The 17,009-nt window shown below is 63.0% G+C and carries 18 protein-coding genes; 11 read left to right on the top strand and 7 right to left on the bottom strand.

Translation table 11 applies throughout. The annotated features are described in order from the left end of the window. Positions 1-261 (top strand): IS30 family transposase (locus PD653B2_RS20785; protein ID WP_123061259.1); only part of this gene is annotated, 261 nt, incomplete at its 5' end. Positions 262-291: 30 nt separating this feature from the next. Here the strand turns inward: PD653B2_RS20785 and PD653B2_RS20780 are convergent. Beyond that, a complete protein-coding gene (locus tag PD653B2_RS20780; protein ID WP_165763570.1) occupies positions 292-705 on the bottom strand; it encodes a VanZ family protein in 414 nt (137 codons plus the stop codon). Between the two features lie 162 nt (positions 706-867). After that, positions 868-1,953 (bottom strand): GDP-mannose 4,6-dehydratase, encoded by a 1,086-nt coding sequence (locus tag PD653B2_RS20775; protein ID WP_207559536.1) that lies wholly within the window; start codon positions 1,951-1,953, stop codon positions 868-870. A gap of 102 nt (positions 1,954-2,055) precedes the next feature. On the opposite strand from PD653B2_RS20775, the gene PD653B2_RS20770 reads away from it, so the two are divergent. From PD653B2_RS20770 to PD653B2_RS20755, 4 genes are all read left to right on the top strand, one after another. Continuing rightward, positions 2,056-2,535 carry a thioredoxin family protein gene (locus PD653B2_RS20770; protein WP_085874327.1) on the top strand — a complete coding sequence of 160 codons (480 nt, stop codon included), beginning with the start codon at positions 2,056-2,058 and terminating at the stop codon, positions 2,533-2,535. A 294-nt stretch (positions 2,536-2,829) separates the two neighbouring features. Then, positions 2,830-3,297, top strand: a complete 468-nt coding sequence (locus tag PD653B2_RS20765) for a DUF4395 domain-containing protein (RefSeq protein ID WP_085874326.1) — start codon at positions 2,830-2,832, stop codon at positions 3,295-3,297. Between the two features lie 241 nt (positions 3,298-3,538). After that, on the top strand, positions 3,539-4,387 hold the full coding sequence (locus tag PD653B2_RS20760; protein ID WP_085874325.1) for a sulfurtransferase: 849 nt from the start codon (positions 3,539-3,541) through the stop codon (positions 4,385-4,387). A gap of 194 nt (positions 4,388-4,581) precedes the next feature. Beyond that, positions 4,582-4,878: a DUF1416 domain-containing protein gene (locus PD653B2_RS20755; RefSeq protein WP_085874324.1), complete on the top strand. Its 297-nt coding sequence runs from the start codon at positions 4,582-4,584 to the stop codon at positions 4,876-4,878. Between the two features lie 139 nt (positions 4,879-5,017). On the opposite strand, the gene PD653B2_RS20750 is transcribed toward PD653B2_RS20755, so the two are convergent. After that, entirely contained in the window at positions 5,018-5,644 is a 627-nt protein-coding gene (locus PD653B2_RS20750; protein ID WP_085874323.1) for an FkbM family methyltransferase, read from the bottom strand. 165 nt (positions 5,645-5,809) lie between these two features. Beyond that, the gene (locus tag PD653B2_RS20745) at positions 5,810-6,961 is read right to left on the bottom strand and encodes a glycosyltransferase (protein WP_085874322.1); all 1,152 of its coding nucleotides are present in this window, start codon (positions 6,959-6,961) and stop codon (positions 5,810-5,812) included. 743 nt (positions 6,962-7,704) lie between these two features. Between PD653B2_RS20745 and PD653B2_RS20740 the strand changes: the two genes are divergently transcribed. Genes PD653B2_RS20740 through PD653B2_RS20715 form a run of 6 tightly spaced genes read left to right on the top strand, consistent with a single transcriptional unit; the run spans position 7,705 to position 14,049 of the window. Further along, positions 7,705-9,021, top strand: coding sequence for an O-antigen ligase family protein (locus PD653B2_RS20740; RefSeq protein WP_165763569.1), 1,317 nt, complete (start codon positions 7,705-7,707; stop codon positions 9,019-9,021). Continuing rightward, on the top strand, positions 9,018-10,700 hold the full coding sequence (locus PD653B2_RS20735) for an ATP-binding cassette domain-containing protein (protein ID WP_085874320.1): 1,683 nt from the start codon (positions 9,018-9,020) through the stop codon (positions 10,698-10,700). Before PD653B2_RS20740 ends, PD653B2_RS20735 begins: the two co-directional genes overlap by 4 nt. Further along, positions 10,697-11,491 (top strand): glycosyltransferase family 2 protein, encoded by a 795-nt coding sequence (locus PD653B2_RS20730; RefSeq protein WP_085874319.1) that lies wholly within the window; start codon positions 10,697-10,699, stop codon positions 11,489-11,491. The genes PD653B2_RS20735 and PD653B2_RS20730 overlap by 4 nt, the downstream gene beginning before the upstream one ends. Further along, positions 11,488-12,285, top strand: coding sequence for a hypothetical protein (locus PD653B2_RS26095; RefSeq protein WP_085874318.1), 798 nt, complete (start codon positions 11,488-11,490; stop codon positions 12,283-12,285). The genes PD653B2_RS20730 and PD653B2_RS26095 overlap by 4 nt, the downstream gene beginning before the upstream one ends. Then, positions 12,282-13,112 carry an alpha-1,2-fucosyltransferase gene (locus PD653B2_RS20720; RefSeq protein ID WP_133059117.1) on the top strand — a complete coding sequence of 277 codons (831 nt, stop codon included), beginning with the start codon at positions 12,282-12,284 and terminating at the stop codon, positions 13,110-13,112. Before PD653B2_RS26095 ends, PD653B2_RS20720 begins: the two co-directional genes overlap by 4 nt. Beyond that, positions 13,096-14,049 carry a glycosyltransferase gene (locus tag PD653B2_RS20715; RefSeq protein WP_085874316.1) on the top strand — a complete coding sequence of 318 codons (954 nt, stop codon included), beginning with the start codon at positions 13,096-13,098 and terminating at the stop codon, positions 14,047-14,049. Before PD653B2_RS20720 ends, PD653B2_RS20715 begins: the two co-directional genes overlap by 17 nt. Here PD653B2_RS20715 and PD653B2_RS20710 read toward each other — a convergent pair. The 3 genes from PD653B2_RS20710 to PD653B2_RS26090 all read right to left on the bottom strand — a co-directional run bounded on the left by PD653B2_RS20710 (position 14,046) and on the right by PD653B2_RS26090 (position 16,779). Further along, entirely contained in the window at positions 14,046-14,945 is a 900-nt protein-coding gene (locus PD653B2_RS20710; protein WP_165763568.1) for a glycosyltransferase family 2 protein, read from the bottom strand. The genes PD653B2_RS20715 and PD653B2_RS20710 overlap by 4 nt on opposite strands. Positions 14,946-15,013: 68 nt before the next feature. Then, entirely contained in the window at positions 15,014-16,153 is a 1,140-nt protein-coding gene (locus tag PD653B2_RS20705; RefSeq protein ID WP_085874314.1) for a glycosyltransferase family 4 protein, read from the bottom strand. Positions 16,154-16,155: 2 nt separating this feature from the next. Further along, positions 16,156-16,779, bottom strand: a complete 624-nt coding sequence (locus tag PD653B2_RS26090) for a WecB/TagA/CpsF family glycosyltransferase (RefSeq protein WP_414689174.1) — start codon at positions 16,777-16,779, stop codon at positions 16,156-16,158. Positions 16,780-17,009: the final 230 nt, after the last annotated feature.

Genomic DNA, 17,009 nt, shown 5'->3' with positions numbered 1-17,009 from the left:
GCTACCGGCCTGGACATCTACTTCGCCGACCCCGGCTCGCCCTGGCAACGCGGCACCAACGAGAACACCAACGGTCTGCTGCGCCAGTACTTCCCCAAAGGCACCGACCTCTCCCTGTGGGGACCCGGGATCCTCGACCAGGTAGCCCGCGAGATGAACAACCGCCCCCGCAAGACCCTCGAATGGCACACCCCCGCCGAAGCCCTCGACGCCCTACTCTCACCACACGACAATCCACCCGGCGTTGCACTCACCGGCTGAAACCACCCGCAGCGCCTGTCTCGAAACCCCTCAGCCTCGCAGCCTGACCACAGCCACAACGAGTGCTCCGCCGAGGCCGCCGAGGGTGTTGGCGGAGACGTCGGCGAAGCTCGCCGTCCGCTCGGGCAGCAGCAACCCCTGGACGACCTCGACGAACCCCGCTATCACGAACGCGTAGGCAGTCCAGTCGCGCCACGTCGTGCGCGCCCAGAGGAGGGAGCCTAGGGCCGAGACCGGCATCAGGATCAACGCATTGGAGAGGAACTCGATCCGTGGCTGGATCGTGAACCGGTCGGGCACGCCCACCGACGTGGTGAGGTCGCCGAGCCAGGACGCGCCCTCCGACTGGGTACCCGAGGTGGGAGCGAGGAGCGCCACGGCGAGGATCGCGGAGTAGATGGCGAGCAGGATCGCCAGGTGCCGTCTCGATAGCCGATAGCTCACGGGGAGAACGCTCTCAGACGCCGCAAGGCCGCGCCGTCGTACCCGACCGTGGGGGATCTGCTGTCATGGAGCCAGGCAGATCTACGACGGCCTTCGTGCGCCGGGTGGCGTCCGTCGCCCTGAAGTGACCCCGCCGCTGCGGCTACTCGGTGGGAGACGAGATCAGCCGGTTGCGCTGCGATCCGTGGGGCTGCTGTGACCTGCTGCACTCCGGCGACGTGCCCTATCAGGTGCGGGGAAGAGATAGGCAGGCGCCTCTTCGACGCCGGAGCGGAGCCGCTCGACATCGATGCGCACCATGTGCTCGATGACCGCCTCGAAATCGAGAGTGGGCTCCCATCCGAGCTGCTCCCGTGCCTTGGTCGGGTCGCCGTAGAGGTCGACGACATCGGCCGGCCGCATCAGGGCGGGATCCTGGTGGACATGGGCTCCGGGGTCCGAGATCCCGATGGCGTCGAACGCCACCCGCAACACCTCGGAGAGAGGTCGAGACTGACCCGTGGCGATGATGAAGTCCTGCGGTTCGTCGAGCTGGAGCATCAGGTGCATGGCCCGGGCGTAGTCGGCGGCGAAGCCCCAGTCGCGACGAACGTCGAGGTTGCCCAGGCTCAAGGTGGTGCGAAGGCCAAGGGCGATCTCGGCGACTGATCGGGTGATCTTCCGGGTCACGAACTGCGGGCCGCGTAGCGGGCTCTCATGGTTGTAGAGGGTGCCGGTGGTCGTGAACAGCTCGTACGACTCGCGGTAGTTGACCGTCAGGTGATGGGCGAAGCTCTTGGTGGCTGCGTAGGGGCTGCGCGGGTGGTGAGGCGTGCCCTCGGTCTGGGGTTGTTGATCGGTGACGCCGAACATCTCCGAGCTCGAAGGCTGGAAGTAGCGGGGAGCCGCGCCGTGCCGGTCGCGGTAACGGATGAGCTCCTCGAGGATGCGAAGCACCGCCATCCCGTTGGTCTCGGCCACGACTTCGGCATGACCCCAGCTGGCACCGACCGACGTGAACCCCGCGAGGTTGTAGATCTCGTCAGGTCGGACGTCCTCGAGAGTCGAGGCAAACCCTTCACTGTCCAGCTGGTCGAGCTCGACGACGTCGACGTCGGCCAGGTAACCCGTGCGGTCGGCCGCGCCCCGGGTCGGTCGCACGGTGCCGACCACCCGGTATCCCAGGTCGACGAGGTGGCGGGCGAGGTAGACCCCGTCCTGGCCGGCGACGCCCGTGATGAGGGCTGTCGGCCCAGAAGTCATGCCCATGGTCGGAGCATCGTATCGGTGTGTTCCTGGGCTTCGTCAGCAGAGCGGACGCGTGACAACTCCGGCGAGGAATGTCCTGGCCGGAGCCTGGGTTGGGATGGTGTGAGCACCGGAGCCTGGGTAGTGGTCGTCGCGGTGGTGGCCGCCCTCGCATTCGGTGGTTACCGGCTGCTGACCGACGGCCGGTTCCGCGGCACCCACCGTCTCCCGGTGGAGCAGCGAACGCCCGCTGAGGGCCTGAGCGTGTCGACACCCGCCGAGCCCACAAGTGACCTCTGGTCGCACGTCGTCGCAGCAGTTCCCGAAGCCACCCTCGGCGACAAGGCCACCCTCCTGCAGTTCTCGTCCGCCTTCTGCGCCCCGTGCCGGGTCACCCGCCGGACGCTGTCCGAGGTGGCCGAGCTGGTGCCGGGGGTCGAGCATCTCGAGGTCGACGCAGAGCACCACCTCGACCTCGTCCGGCGGCTCGGCATCCTGCGCACGCCGACGACCCTCGTCCTCGACGCGAGCGGCCGCGAGGTCACCCGGGCCGCGGGTGCACCGCGCAAGGAGCAGGTCCTCAGCGCGCTCGGGAGCGCATAGTGTCCATATCGTGGATGCCTGTCTCGCAGAATGAGATTCGCGTTTCCACGCGGGCGAAGCGACTGCCTACTCTGATCGTCATGTCCTCGACCTGGTTGACCAAGCGACGTGCAGTGGACCACTGCCGCGTGCGCTCGTCCCTGTGTCGAATGTCCTGAACCCGGGACCGCTGCGCTCTTCTCCTTTAATCCAACTGAGTTGGTAGACTAAACTCAGGATCTGGAGTCTCGCCGTACGGCGAGCGCGACGTACCCGGCCGCAGTCAGGCATCCGCATCGTCCGCGCAGGAGAGACATGTCCACGACCATCACCCCCGGCCCGCAGGCCGCCACCCGCACGCCTGCCGCCATCGACCCACGGGGCCCGCAGTTCGCCGCGGCCCTGACGTCGGTCGTGCTGATCGCAGTGCTGCTCCTGGCGCCGGGACCGGTCGGCGTCGCGCTGCTCGCCGTCCAGGCCGCCCTGTTCGCGCTCGGCGCCACCCGTGGCGTCCAGCGCACGCCGTACTCGTGGCTCTTCCGCACCCTGGTCCGGCCGCGCCTCTCGGCGCCCGCCGAGCTCGAGGACCCGGCGCCGCCACGGTTCGCGCAGTCGGTGGGTCTGGTGTTCGCACTGGTCGGGCTCGCGGGCTTCCTGGTCGGCGTCGACGTCGTCGGGCTGGTCGCGACCGGGTTCGCGCTGGTCGCGGCGCTGCTCAACGCGATCTTCCGCTTCTGCCTCGGCTGCGAGATGTACCTGCTCCTCAAGCGGATCGGCGGTTGAGGTGCGGGCGAAGCGAGCCTCGAAACCACCGCTTCCCGCACTCGAAGTTCGAGCAGCGGAAACCGAACCCGGCGCTCGAGCAGCCAAGTCCGAGCCTTCGTCGGTGGTCGAGTAGTAGAGGCCGAACCCGCGTCGGTGGTCGAGTAGCGAGCGTCAGCGAGCGTATCGAGACCCCCAACAGACAACTCAAGCCACACACCCAAGAACCCCGCAGCACAAGCTGCACAAGAAAGGTAGAACCATGACTCGCGAAGACTCCCTCGTCACCGCCCAGTGGGTGGAGGACCACCTGGATGACCCGAAGGTGGTGCTGATCGAGGTCGATGAGGACACGACGGCCTACGACAAGGGCCACATCAAGGGCGCCATCAAGCTCGACTGGACGACCGACCTGCAGGACCAGGTCCGTCGCGACTTCGTCAACAAGGCGCAGTTCGAGGAGCTCCTCTCGGGCCGCGGCGTCGCCAACGACAACACGGTCGTCCTCTACGGCGGCAACAACAACTGGTTCGCGGCCTACGCCTACTGGTACTTCAAGCTCTACGGCCACCAGGACGTGAAGCTGCTCGACGGCGGCCGCAAGAAGTGGGAGCTCGACTCCCGCGAGCTGACCAACGAGCTGCCGACCCGCGAGGCGACGTCGTACACCGCGCAGGAGCAGGACCGCTCGATCCGCGCCTTCCGCGACGAGGTCGTCGAGGCGATCGGCGTGCAGAACCTCGTCGACGTCCGCAGCCCCGACGAGTTCGCCGGGCGCCTGCTCGCGCCGGCCCACCTCCCGCAGGAACAGGCGCAGCGCGCCGGCCACATCCCGACCTCGGTGAACGTCCCGTGGAGCAAGAACGCCAACGACGACGGCACGTTCAAGTCCGACGAGGAGCTCGCGGCCCTCTACGCCGAGGTCGGCTTCGACGAGACCAAGGACACCATCGCCCTGTGCCGGATCGGTGAGCGCTCCTCGCTCACCTGGTTCGTGCTCCAGGAGCTCCTCGGGCGCAAGAACGTCAAGAACTACGACGGCTCGTGGACCGAGTACGGCTCCCTGGTAGGCGTACCGGTCGCCCTCGGCGACGAGCCCGGCCAGGCCTGACCGCTTCGCCCAACCGGCGGTTGAGGTGCGAGCGAAGCGAGCCTCGAAACCCCGGAACTGAAGCAACACAACAGCAACACCGGGCGGCGGCGCGAAACAGCGCCGCCACCCGCCTCCCACCGGCGGTTGAGGTGTGAGGCGCCCTGGCGCCGAGCCTCGAAACCACACGCAGCCAGAACAAAGGAAGCAAGAATATGTGCGGAGCAACTGAGGGCGGCCTCTCCCTCGACGGCATCGACGTCAAGAAGGAAGCCATCGTCCAGGGCCAGGTCACGCGTGACGGCCAGCCGGTCGGCAACGCCTACGTGCGGCTGCTCGACCGGACCGGCGAGTTCACCGCCGAGGTCCCGACCTCGGCCACTGGCCACTTCCGGTTCTTCGCCGGCGACGGCGAGTGGACGCTGCGCACCCTGGCCCCCAAGTCGGACCCGGTGGACCACAAGGTCGTTGCGTCGATCGGCTCGATCGCCGAGGTTGCCGTCGCGATCTGACGGCGACTGGGCGCTCGCTGTGCCGGCCAGGGCTGGGTGACGGCTGACGGTCGGCAACGCCCCGATCCTTCGCGAGCATGGCTGGTCCTCGCGCGTCGCCTGCTCCGACTCGTTACCAATCTTGTATGGACGGCGGGGTTCACTTCAAGACGAAGGTGTAGTTGCGATCCTCCGCCTTGACGCATCGGTATCCGGCAGTGCGGAGTCGCCGGACGCGCCGGAGGGTTCGCCACGGCGGCTCAGGGGCGTCGAACTCGACGCACAGGACTCGCGGCAGCGGTCCGCGCTCGAGCAGATCGGCAAGAACAGCGACTTCGGCTCCCTCGATATCCAGCTTGAGAAGGTCCAATCGCGAGTGACCAAGTTGACGCATGAGAGACGAGACGGCCAGGCAAGGTGCCTCGAAGCCAACTGCCGTGTTCTGCATGTTCGTCGCCGAGTGGGAGACGTGTGAGGGATCGTCAGGGGCGTAGAACCGGAGTGTCTCGTCCGTGGCCCAGAGTCCAACAGGAAGGAAATGAAAGCGGGGGTCTGCGATGTCTCGAACGTAAGTGAGGGCTCGTGGCGTGGGATCGAACGCCCAGACATCGCAATCGAACTGCTCCGCCAAGGCGAGATCGAACGTAGCGTCCTCACCGACGCCGGCTAGATAGCAGATCGAGTCGCCGTCGACCAACTCTGCTGGTATCCACCATCCGCCGTAGTCGCTACCAAGTCTGACCATGTCGGGTCTCGGCTCGGCCCGAATCGCCTGCCGCACGGCCACCCGAGCCACTTTCACGCACACTCTGCGAAGCACTCGGCGACACTACTACTGGCGGGACGTCCGTCTGCGTGATCATTCGGTGGCCGCCTCGACCTAGTCACGTTCACGAGTCGTTGTCGACTCGTCGCGTTCGGCAACCACGTGGTGACTCCCGAAAGCTACGGGCTAACGACTCATCGCGCGGGCGGCGCTGTAGACATCGGCGATCGCGCGCATCCAGACTCTCTCGGTGTAGTGATCGTCGAATGCTGCTCGAGCCTGAGTTCGCATCGACGGGAACGCCGTGGCCGCATCGTCCAACGTGTCCTTCAGATCACCGTCCCGGACTACTGCGCCAGAACCTTGCTCCTGGACGAGGTCAGCTACCGTGGACGAGTCCCACGCCAGTACCGGCGTTCCGGCCGATAGGGCTTCGAGGTAGACCAGCGGGCAGCCTTCGAACCACCTCGATGGGACCACCAGCCCCAGGGCATCACGCAGCCGTGCGCCAACTTCACTCGCGGGGCGGGTGCCGATCATGGTGACTGACGGCCCGGCAGCCGACTCAACTTCCGACCGCAGTGGGCCATCTCCGATGACTGTGAGACGGTGCTCCCGGGGCCACTGACGTACCAGCTCGAGGATGCCTTTCTCGGCCGAAAGTCGCCCAACGAACAACCAGTCATCGCCACCATCTCCTGGCGGACCTGGGCTGGGTAGAAAGTTCGGAAGTGTCGCTATCCGGCGCCTAGGCACACCAGCGTACTGCGCAACCGAGTCTCCGATTCGCTGGTTCACTGCGATTACTCTGTCTGCGCGCCTGAGTAGGGGATCCTTGTCAAACCTAACGCCAGCGGCTACTGGCAGCGACGCCAGATGGCTCTCTCGGTAGCAACCGAATCGTACGGCTGATCGGCTATTCGAATTCTCCGCGCAAAGAGTGCATATGTTACCGGCGCGATAAAACGTTCCAGCAGCGCACACCGTGCGGAAATTATGAAGCGTCGCCACGATTGGTCCATCCCAGTCTTCGACCCATCGGCGGCCGAAGTTGGGGAAGAGATTGTGCACGTGCACGATGTCCGGCTCAAACTCGCGCAGTGCCCTCAAGGGCGTCCGGCCGAGCCCTGTCGCCACGGTGGCCGCGGCCTCGAATCTATAGGCGGGTGACTGCTCGCGGTCGTCAGTCCGCTGCGATACCAGCCTGACCGAAATTCGCGCGCGTTTCATGGCGTCAATTTGGTACTCCACGGCTCGATTTTCCCCGCTGGGCTCCCTGGAGGAATAGAAGCTGTGAACCACCGCCACGCGGGACACTTGCCAGCCGTCAACCGTCATGATCCTCCGAGCGGTGCCCTTGGCAACCAAGGCTTCCGCAGATAGGGCGGCGCGCCAAGTCCGTTCGGACCCCACCACTGGGCGTTGTGTGTCTCATCGATGTGCCCCGGTCCCGAAGCCCGTTCGAGCGGAGCGGGTGCCGCTCGACCAGTTGTGCGGCCGGCCCGCGGCGGCCGAGCGCGGACGGCTAACCCGGAATACTCCCTCGCCCTGGACCGACTCGGCCTGGGGGTCTCTGGGAGCGGGGAGTGCGCAATCTGCACGGATCCGACCCGACACTGACGCCGGTCGCGCGAGTCGGTTAGCAGCGACGCGAAGTCGGATCCTGAGCATGACGTCACCCTATGACAGCGTCGTGCCGGTCGATCGCACACGAAGGTCGCAGCGGCGCAACCAGGCTCCTCTCATCGACGAGATGCTTCCGGGGAGAGCGGCGCTACCTTCCGCTGGTGCCTCGAGCCGAGACTCGGTTGCGCGAGCTCGCGGTCGGTCCGAGGCCCGTTGGCTCGTGTCTAGCGCCGCGCTTGCTCCCGACGGTTTGATCCCATCTCGTGTCGCTCCCTCCGGACAGTAGACTCGACCAAGTCGTGGACAGCAGGCATGTCCGCAGCCGGGTCCCTTGATGAGCGACGAATTCGACGAATGTGTGAGGGCTGACGCGCATGCTTGACACTGTCGTTCGACTGGCTCTCGGCCTCTGGTCGCTAGTGCCGCTGGCCGCAGGCGCATCTTGCCTACTTCTCGTGGCCGCAAGTCCCTTGGCGAGAAACTTCTACGCGACCTTTCCGGCGCAACGAGGTGGAGGGACCTTCGCGACATGGATCCTGCTGCTCGTTGTCTTCGGAGCCCAAGTGTTCGCGGGGGCCGTCGAGCAGCGTGGCTCAAGCCAATCGCCATTAGTGGCGCTGCCTGGCATCGGCAGAGTGGCACAGATCCTTCGGGAAGAAAGATTGGCAATTGCGTTGATTGGCGTCTCAATCCTCGCGGTCGCTCATGCAGTCACGCTCAAGCGTGAGCGCCCGGGGCACTGGGCGAGGGTTGCCCTTCTTGCTTGGATGGGGCTGACAACGCTCGTGACGACCGTCAACGCCGTATTCAATCACTCCTCCAGCATCCCGCAATTGCTTCAGCTTGTAGCCGCCGGCAGCGCGTTCGTGGCGATCATGTTGTTGGCGAGTAGCCTCGACCTAGTACATGGTGCAGCCATCCTTGCCGTTCTCCTGGTGACCGTCCTCCTGCTCAACGCCTTCTTCCTGGTGGAAGCGCCAACCTGGAGCGACACATTGGACTGGCCGGGCGGGTTCATCAGCGGACCCCGCCTGCAGGGAACATTCCCGCAGCCGAACGTGGCAGGAGAAGTCTTCGCACTAGCAGTGATCTTCTTCTCCTCCATCTCGAAGTCGAGGCCGATCCTGACCTGCCTTGGATGCGCACTCGCAGGGTATCTGGTATTCCTGACCGGATCGCGAGGAGCATTGGTAATGCTGGTCGGCGCACTGTGCTACGCGTTGCTGCGGCGGATAGGTCCAAGGACCGTATTGGCCGCCGGCGTGGGGCTCGGCCTCGCCGCAGCACTAGTCCCACTGACGAACCTCTCAGCGAGTCAGTTCATTCATGGCCGGGCCGTCAGTTGGAATGAAGCAAAGGCTCTCATTTATCAGTCACCCGTCTGGGGGGAAGGCATATTTCCTGATGGGTACGACGCAGGATTTTATGCGCACAACCAAGTTCTGCAGACCGCGGTGGAGGCTGGCATGGTCGGCCTTCTGTTCTTGTCTTTGGGAATCTTCGCGGCGCTCCGCGAAGCGAGTCGTTCCACCATGCCCCCGGTGTGGGGAGCGATCCTTTTTGGCACGCTGTGCACATTCGCCTTCGAGAACCCGTTGCGATTCTATAGGCCAGAGTTCGGACTGTTGCCGAGTGTGGTCGCGATGACAGTCGGTCTCGTCGTCGCCATTTCCAAAGACGACATCGGGAATTCAGAAGGCGACGCCGAGCAGAGCCTGGCCGACTCAGGATCCGCGGAGACTGGAAACCTTGCAGCACGAGGGCCCGGATGAGCGCCTGGAGGCCTATCCCGGGCTGGCTGCATGTCTACATACCGCTGGTCCGAAGGCAACGGGCGAGATTCATCAGTTCGTCCCTGCTAGTCGTACTGTCGGCCGCGGCCGAAGCGTTCAGTCTGGTTGTCCTCGGCTACGCGGCCACTCGGTCAGAGCTTGAGGGAACGGAGGCCGTCCTCCTCTCTGGACTGATCGGGTTCTCTCTGGCTGTGTCTGCCGGCATTCGAGCTGGCGGTGAGGCTGCAGTCGCTCTTGCGCAAGTCGACTTGGAGCGCGAACTCCGCGATGACATCTCCAAGGCGATCTTGCGCAGCGATTGGCAGGACTTTGTTGATCAGCCCGGCCATGAACTTCAGTCGGCAGTCCTAGCCGAGTCGCCCCAAGTTGCCAATGCGACGGCGACCTGTGTTCGCGGTTTCGCGACCGGAGCCGCGGCTCTGGTCTTGTTTGCGACGGCGTTCTTCGTTTCAATCTATGGGGCGCTGGTATGTGTTCTCTTTGCCATACTGATAACCCGCGCCTACAGCTACGCTAGCCGAGGTCTAGGGACCGTCCAAAAGAGTTTGGCAGACGGGACCACTCAGATTACCCGGCATACCGCTATCCTTGTGTCCGGCCTTCGAACTCTTCGACTGTCTCCCGTACAACGCGAGTGGGCTAACGACCTGTACGCCGCCTACGATAGGCAAGCAACATCGCGAAAACATGATCTCCGCATCCCGATTCGCGGCCGATTCGTCGTAGAGTTGCTGGGGGCGGTGATGATTTTCGGCGTACTCGCTGTGCAGACCGTTGCCTCCGGAAATATTCTTCCGGGTCTGATTGTGATGGCATTGATTCTGAGAGTCCTTCCACGGATTCAAGCCGCGCAACAAGCCTGGGCGATTGCGAAATATGGTGTAATCTGGGTCGACCGCTGGAATGCCCGACTCAGCACTATTGCGCAGCATCCCTTGCAGGAAGGCCGACCGGATCCTCCTCTGCGTCGACAGTCGGGCGCCGTTCTAGAATTCGACAATGTTGAGTTTCGATACCGGTCCCACCTGACCAGCGCAATCCGCGGTCTTTCCCTTTCGATTTCTGCGGGCGAGTGGGTCGGGGTTGTCGGACCATCGGGCGGCGGGAAGTCGACGTTGATAGACCTTCTGGGCGGAATACTGCGACCCACACAAGGTCAGATCAATCTTCACGACATAAGTATTCACGAGATCGACCCTGATATCCTTCACTCGACCGTCGCGATCGTCCCGCAGGATATACATCTCATGGGGGAGACCCTGGAGGAGATGCTTACTTGGGGTGGGCGTCTTGAACGCCCCGTCAACTTCGACCAGATATGCAACTCACTCGGTGTCACGGAGATGTTCCTTCACTCAACCGTGGGGCTCGCAAGCAAGATGGATGAACTCGGCAGGGACATCTCTGGAGGCATGCGCACGCGACTTGCGGTTGCCCGTGCACTGATGACATCGCCGGAGGTCTTGGTCTTGGATGAAACAACATCCCGCTTGCATCCGACCGCAGAAGCCGCGATCTTCGAAGACATCCGCAGAACGATGCCTGAACTTGCTGTCATGGTGGTCACCCATCGCGAGGAAACGACCAAGGAGCTCGACAAGGTGTGGCGGTTGGAGAGCGGCCTGTTGCGTCCCTCGCTGAAGGGGGGGCACCCATGACGGCTGATGTCTCGATCATCATTCCTTCGCGTGGAGATGGTCGCGGGCTCGCGCGCGCGATTCGAAGCGTTCGCGGGCAGGTAGGGGTGAGTACGCAGATCGTGGTGGTTCTGGACTGTCCCGAAGCCTCGGCCGTGGAGGACCGCAATGCTCTCTCAGATCTCCGAGCGCGCGACCAGATCATTGGCACTTCCTCGTTTGGGCGGCCAGGTCCACTGCGGAACCTTGGGATCGCCGCGGCGACGGGCCGCTACATCGCCTTCCTTGATGACGATGACGAGTGGCTGCCCACGAAGTTGCAGCGCCAACTGGACGTGATCCGGAGCGCAGACTGCGTGTTGGTCTCAACAGACGCCACGATGGTGACCGGAGGTGTCGATGGTCCCAACTACCACCACGGTCCGCGGCCGCGACATCGGCTAGAGCTGTCTGATCTGACTCGGTCGAACCTTGTGATTACGAGCTCGGCGCTGGTGAGAGCGGACGCGATACGGAGAGTAGGTGGGTTCCCGACAGATGCAAGCGTTCGTTTTTGTGATGACTACATCGCATGGCTGAAACTGTTGACCATCGGCTCAGGATCATTTGTCGACAGCCCATTGGTTCGATATTCGCGCCATGGGCCGGGCTCATTGTCGAGAATGGACAGGTTGAGCGGACGAGAAGTGCGCGGGCTTGCCCTCAGCAGGCTCGTGGATGAGGCAGACGCGATGGGGCTTCCGCTCGGTCGACGTGCCAGACGCCGAATCTTGAGACAGGTGGTTCAGGACAAATTGTCGGTGAACGAATGAGTTCGGAGACGACGCGCGTTGGTCTGATCGTCATCGCAACTGGGAGGTATGTCGAGTTCGTCGATCAACTTCTAGCGTCCGCGCACGAACACGTCGCGGGTCTGCACAGGCTCTACGTCTTGTCGGACAGGCGTCCGCCCGACGACCCACGTATTGTCTGGTTGCCATGGGGACACATCGGTTGGCCATACCCGACTCTCCTGCGTTACCGCGCCATCGCGGCCCATCAAGACATTCTGCGGGAGTGTGACATTCTGGTGTATTCGGATGTGGACATGCGCTTCGTGGCGAGTTTCGACATGACCCAAATTCGCGGAATCTTCGCTGTCTCGCACCCGGGGTACGTCGGCGCCACCCCTGACAGCCTTCCTTACGAGCGAAACCCGGCATCGCAAGCCTACGTTCCTGTCGGGAGTGGGCTCGAGTACTTCGCCGGCGGGGTCCAGGGGGGGCGTGCAGAGATCTATTTGGACGCGTGCGAGCAAATGGCTGCCAGAGTCCAGGAGGACCTCAATGCTGGAATCGTCCCCGTCTGGCACGACGAGAGCATCTGGAACGGCTGGCTGATCGATCATCCCCCAGATCTTGTGCTGGGCTCGGAATACTGCACCCCCGAAACGGCAGCTGGCCCGCAGTCCGTCCTCCTCGCTCTCGACAAGGACCACGCCCGGTTGCGTGGAACTCCCTGGCAGGTGCGCTCTGTCGAACGCCTGGTGAGAGCGCGACGAGCCCTCCGGCGTAGGAGTCGCGCCGCGGCAAGGGTCGCGGCCCGCGCTTGGGGTCGGCGTCGATGACCGTCATCCGCTTGGTAGGTGGGCTCGGAAACCAGCTGTTCCAGCTCGCGGGCGCCCTGACTGTGCGTGAGCAGGAGGGGTTCAAGGTCACGCTCGATGCATCGTGGTTCAACGGCGACCAAGGCGTCGACACGCCGCGCGTGCTCGAAATGGCGGAACTGTCGACGGGTGTCCCTATTCGACATTTCCCCAAGAGCATTACCAAGTTAGCGTACTCGAGACATAATCCGAGGCTCTTGAAAGAGTCTGGTGACGACGATGTCCTCATGAGTGGGGCAGTGTCGCGTCGCTCATGGCTGCAGGGATATTTTCAATTCGCAAAATATCCGATGGCGCTGGACAACATTCTCGCGCCCATGATTCGACGGCGCCTATTGATGGCCCCGCGTATCGCTAGCCGTAATGACCTTGCTGTTCACGTCCGCCTGGGGGACTACTACCACAATCCTCGGACTCGTGAGCACCACGGCGTATTAACGCCGGAGTACTTCGCAAGATGTATCGAATTGATGGGCACGGACCGATGGTCGAGGATAGTTGTCTTCACGGACTCGGAAGACGTCTTCCGTGCGGAGTTCGCACACGCCTTTCCCAAGAATTGGGTTCTGGCTCCTAGTCGCAACGCTTGGGATACCATTGGGGCGATGGCTAGTTGCGGAGGCGTCATCATGTCGAACAGTTCTTTGTCTTGGTGGGGATCCTTTATGTCAGCTCGGCTCGGTGACGGTTATTTGCCGCGCACGATCGCTCCTCGCCCCTGGTTCAGAAATCACAGTTCTGCTGATTCGCGTCTGTTGGTACCGTCGTGGGATGTCGTGGATCGCTGACCCGGGCCTTGCGGACGCCGAGGAAGATAGAATGAGTCCCTTAGTGCACGAAATAATTATTTGCACGCGGAATCGTCCTGATGATTTGCGTAGGGCAGTAGCCACTGTTGGGCTGCAGTCGGTTCGACCGCTGATCTTGACGGTTGTCGACTCGAGCGATGATGGCGGCGCCGCTGTCTGCGAAATTCTGCGAGAGGCTGATTCGGAGTCGGGCCCCACGGTTCGATTTGTGCACACAACGCCAGGTCTTCCGCATCAACGAAACCTAGGGATTGAACGCGCTCAGGGCGATATTGTGCACTTCATCGATGATGATGTCATCTTGCACCCGGAATACTGTGCCGAACTCGGAGCTCTGTTTGATTTGCAGGGCGACTCGCTCATTGGGGCAGGAGGGCTGATTGAAAGCCATGGGACGAGAAACCCACGGTTGTGGTGGCGGCTCGGGCTACTCGATAGTCGCCGGCAAGGGGTTGTCCTCCCTTCGGGTGTTAGTGTCATCGTGACGCACGCGGATGAGCCATTGAACGTCCAATGGCTATCGGGTTGTTCCATGAGTTTCCGTAGGTCGCTCTTCGAGCTTGAGCGCTTTGATGATGACCTGCCTGGATACGCCTTGATGGAAGACGTGGATTTCTCCTGGCGCGCGTCGCTTCACGGCTCGCTCATGATCACACCGGCGGCGACGTTGGTTCACAACGTGTCTGCGGTTGAGCGCTGGGACTTCGAACAGCGGACTCGCGCCGGCGTCTACCGGCGTGGCTGGTTTGTGGAGAAGCACCTCGGTTCCCGAGGCCGATTTGCCTTCGCGTGGAGTGTGATGGCCGGGATTGTCATCAGTTCCGTGTTGGCCGTTGTCACGCTGTCCCGATGGAGGTTGCGCATCGCTTGGTGGACAGCGAAAGGCCTATCGGACTTCGTGCGCGGAACTCGCTAACGGCGTCGTCCGTCATTTGTCCCGGTGAATCCCTCGAGTAGCCCCCGCAGGGCCTTGCGGTCGCATAACCTGCGCGCACGTCTAACCGACGTACCCCTGCCGACGAAGATCGCGCCAGCTAAAGCGGCAATCTTCTTGCAGATCGCCATGGCGATGCGAACCCTAGGTCTCCGCTCGCGGCGATGGACGATCATTGTCCAAGCCAGCGCCGAATTGTATGCCCGCTCCGACGCCCATTCCAAGGTACGCCGCGTGGGCGGGACGTCTTCGTCGGCAATCGCCGATGCGGCGTATCGGACCTGATAGCCGCTGGAGCGGAGGTTCCAAAAGAAGTCTGTGTCTTCGCCCATGGACGTGAACTCCGTCGCATACGCTACCTGTGATTCTCGGAGTAGCGAGAGCGGAATAAGCACATTTCCATTCCCGACAGTATTCACGACCTGCGTGTCTGAGTATTCAGGACGGCTCCATGGCCATCCTTCAGCGGCCCACTCGGGAACGTCGAAGTCCAGGGTTGGACGAACTGGCCCTGTCCAAACGCAGGTTGGATCGATATCCATTGCTCGTACGAAGGCTCGCAGCCATCCTGAACGGGGTGTCTGATCGTCATCAAAGAAGATCAACGACGCGAAGCGCGTGGTGGACTCGGTAACATAGGTGAGTGCGCGATTTCTCGCATGCGCAATTCCGGTCGCCTCCTCCGGGAGATAGATGGCCGCCGCCTCTCGGGCGACCGCATATGCTGACTTATGTGGATCGTTGTCAACTACAATCAGCTCAACACGGTTCGCAACGGTTTGCATCTGGCTGGCCATACATTTCAAAGTGCGCGCCAGTTGCTCGGGTCGGCGGTAGGTACAGATCGCTATGGCGATTGCGTCGAGCTTGTCGTCCAATGTTGATGCCGCCCTTGCGTTCTGTCGTTGATTGTGAGGAGGCTCCCAAGGCGCACGTCTTTGAGCTGTCATACTTCTCGGCTGAGTGCGGCGTGGATGCCGAGCCGGAAGTTTGCAGCCATGGCTTCTACGCTGAAAGCTCGAGATGCCGTCAGGCACGCTAACTTCATTTCGGCCCGTCGGCTCTCCAAGTTCAGGATATCGACGAGCCCCGAGGCGTACGACTGCACGTCGTCCGGCGTAATGATCGCGGTGACGCCGGGGTCCAAGTAGCTGAATTCCGGAGCGTGGAATGGCCATGCGGTCGTAATGAGCGGGGTACCCGCTACCAGGCACTCGACAGCTATCAGCCCGACCCGTCCGGGCATGGCCACCACGTCCGCCAGCTTCAGCATGAGGGCGCGTCTGTGGCCCGCCACGGCACCGACATAGATCAGTTCCGGCCGAAGTCGAGCGGCTTCCTGCACCGCCGGGCGCAGGGCTCCGTCCCCAGCGATGACAAGCCGGAAGCGAGCGTCGATACGGTGCGCCGCGGCAGCGGCCTCGAGGAGAAAGGCGATGCGCTTCGACTCGTCCAAGCCGCCCATGAACAGGGCGGTTCGTCCTTCAAGAGCGAGGTGGTCGGCCAGTTCCGCAACTGCTTCATTCGGCACTGTCGCCAGGTCTACTCTCAGTGCCCGCGTATCGATGGTGTTGTTCACGACGGTGATGTGGGCCGGCGGCACACCGGCGGACTCGGCCGCTTCGGAACTGACTTGGGTGTACCCAAAGAAGTGCCAAGCGCGCCGAAGGAGCGCCACGCTGATCCGACGTTCCAGGGCGCTGGGGGATTGGGTGAAGTCTCGTCCGTGGCCCCAGAGCGCGGTCCGCGGAGGTGATTGAAGCTTTCGCGGCAGCAGCAGCCGGTAGACGTCCAGGTTGCGTCGTGCCTGTTCTAGGATCAGCAGGTCGCAGTTGCGGGTCTCTGGCGGAAGTCGTCGGACCGTGACTCTGCGGCCTGCGATGGACCTTTCCGTTTGGCGCACGAAGACGTCGGCGAATCCCCCTGTATCGTCCGAGCGCATCGCCTGATCTTTGTTGGGATTTCCGGCGGCTACCACGAGCCGCACGCCGTCCTCGGCGAGTCGCGTTCGCAGTTCGTTGAAGAATGGCCGGCGATACTCAGGCACATACTCCTGCGCGATGCAGACTGTTGTGGGCATGGTCATCTCTACTTGTGCCTGAGATGCGACAGGAGGAAACGGGGGTTTCCGAACAGGTACCGTCGCCACAGGCGTCGTGGTTCTCGCGCCAAGCGGTACGTCCACTCCAATCCACTTCCGTGTAGCCACACGGGTGCCTCGGTCACGTTCCCGGACCAAAAGTCGAATGCGGCGCCGACTGGCACTATCGGCATCGAAAGGAGTCCTGCGAACTCCGCCACGGCGTAGTCCTGTACCGGGGTCCCAAGTCCGATCCACAGCACGTTCGCACCTGAGTCGGCTACGGTCCGGGCGAGATCGTGGATCTCGGGAGGAGATAGCGGACGGAAGGGTGGGGAGACGTTGCCGACCACCCTGAGCCCCGGTGAGTAGTTGGCAAGGCGCCGTCCCATCTCCTCCGCGACCCCTGGCGCACCGCCCAAGAAGAAGTGTCCGAGACCGTGAGGAACCCCGGCGGCGCAGACGTCCGCGACGAGCGATGGACCTCTTACTGGCCCGTTGGTTCCTTCCTTACGACCAATCCACGCGACGGGTGCCCCATCTGGGAGGTTGAGGTCAGCATGGGCAAGCGCGGCCCGTAGTCGGGCATCGCGGTCAACCAGCGAGAGAGTGTAGGCGTTGCACAAGTGCACCTGAAGGCTTTGGTTGCGCTTCGCCGCATCCACTACCGCTTGCGCAGCTGACGCAGGGGTTGCGGCGGCGATTTCGACACCACAGACGCGATAGATGCGGTGTGTCGCGTGCACCTTGTCAGGACTCCTCTTACGACGTCGGGCGTCATCATGTCATGGGTCGGGTCGCCAGTCTTACGACCTGGGTCAACTGGGGTCCTGCCACCTTCGGGTCTGCTGCACGGATAGGT

Source organism: Nocardioides sp. PD653-B2, from assembly GCF_002117935.1.
GTDB lineage: Bacteria > Actinomycetota > Actinomycetes > Propionibacteriales > Nocardioidaceae > Nocardioides.
Note: the sequence above shows the minus strand (reverse complement) of the source record. Positions and strands in the feature narration are given on the sequence as shown.

Coding starts and splice junctions, on each gene's coding strand:
- PD653B2_RS26095 (WP_085874318.1), top strand. CDS start 11,488: ATGAGTTCGGAGACGACGCGCGTTGGTCTGATCGTCATCGCAACTGGG.
- PD653B2_RS20775 (WP_207559536.1), bottom strand. CDS start 1,953: ATGGGCATGACTTCTGGGCCGACAGCCCTCATCACGGGCGTCGCCGGC.
- PD653B2_RS20720 (WP_133059117.1), top strand. CDS start 12,282: ATGACCGTCATCCGCTTGGTAGGTGGGCTCGGAAACCAGCTGTTCCAG.
- PD653B2_RS20765 (WP_085874326.1), top strand. CDS start 2,830: ATGTCCACGACCATCACCCCCGGCCCGCAGGCCGCCACCCGCACGCCT.
- PD653B2_RS20755 (WP_085874324.1), top strand. CDS start 4,582: ATGTGCGGAGCAACTGAGGGCGGCCTCTCCCTCGACGGCATCGACGTC.
- PD653B2_RS20705 (WP_085874314.1), bottom strand. CDS start 16,153: ATGACCATGCCCACAACAGTCTGCATCGCGCAGGAGTATGTGCCTGAG.
- PD653B2_RS20735 (WP_085874320.1), top strand. CDS start 9,018: ATGAGCGCCTGGAGGCCTATCCCGGGCTGGCTGCATGTCTACATACCG.
- PD653B2_RS20745 (WP_085874322.1), bottom strand. CDS start 6,961: ATGACGGTTGACGGCTGGCAAGTGTCCCGCGTGGCGGTGGTTCACAGC.
- PD653B2_RS20730 (WP_085874319.1), top strand. CDS start 10,697: ATGACGGCTGATGTCTCGATCATCATTCCTTCGCGTGGAGATGGTCGC.
- PD653B2_RS20715 (WP_085874316.1), top strand. CDS start 13,096: ATGTCGTGGATCGCTGACCCGGGCCTTGCGGACGCCGAGGAAGATAGA.
- PD653B2_RS20760 (WP_085874325.1), top strand. CDS start 3,539: ATGACTCGCGAAGACTCCCTCGTCACCGCCCAGTGGGTGGAGGACCAC.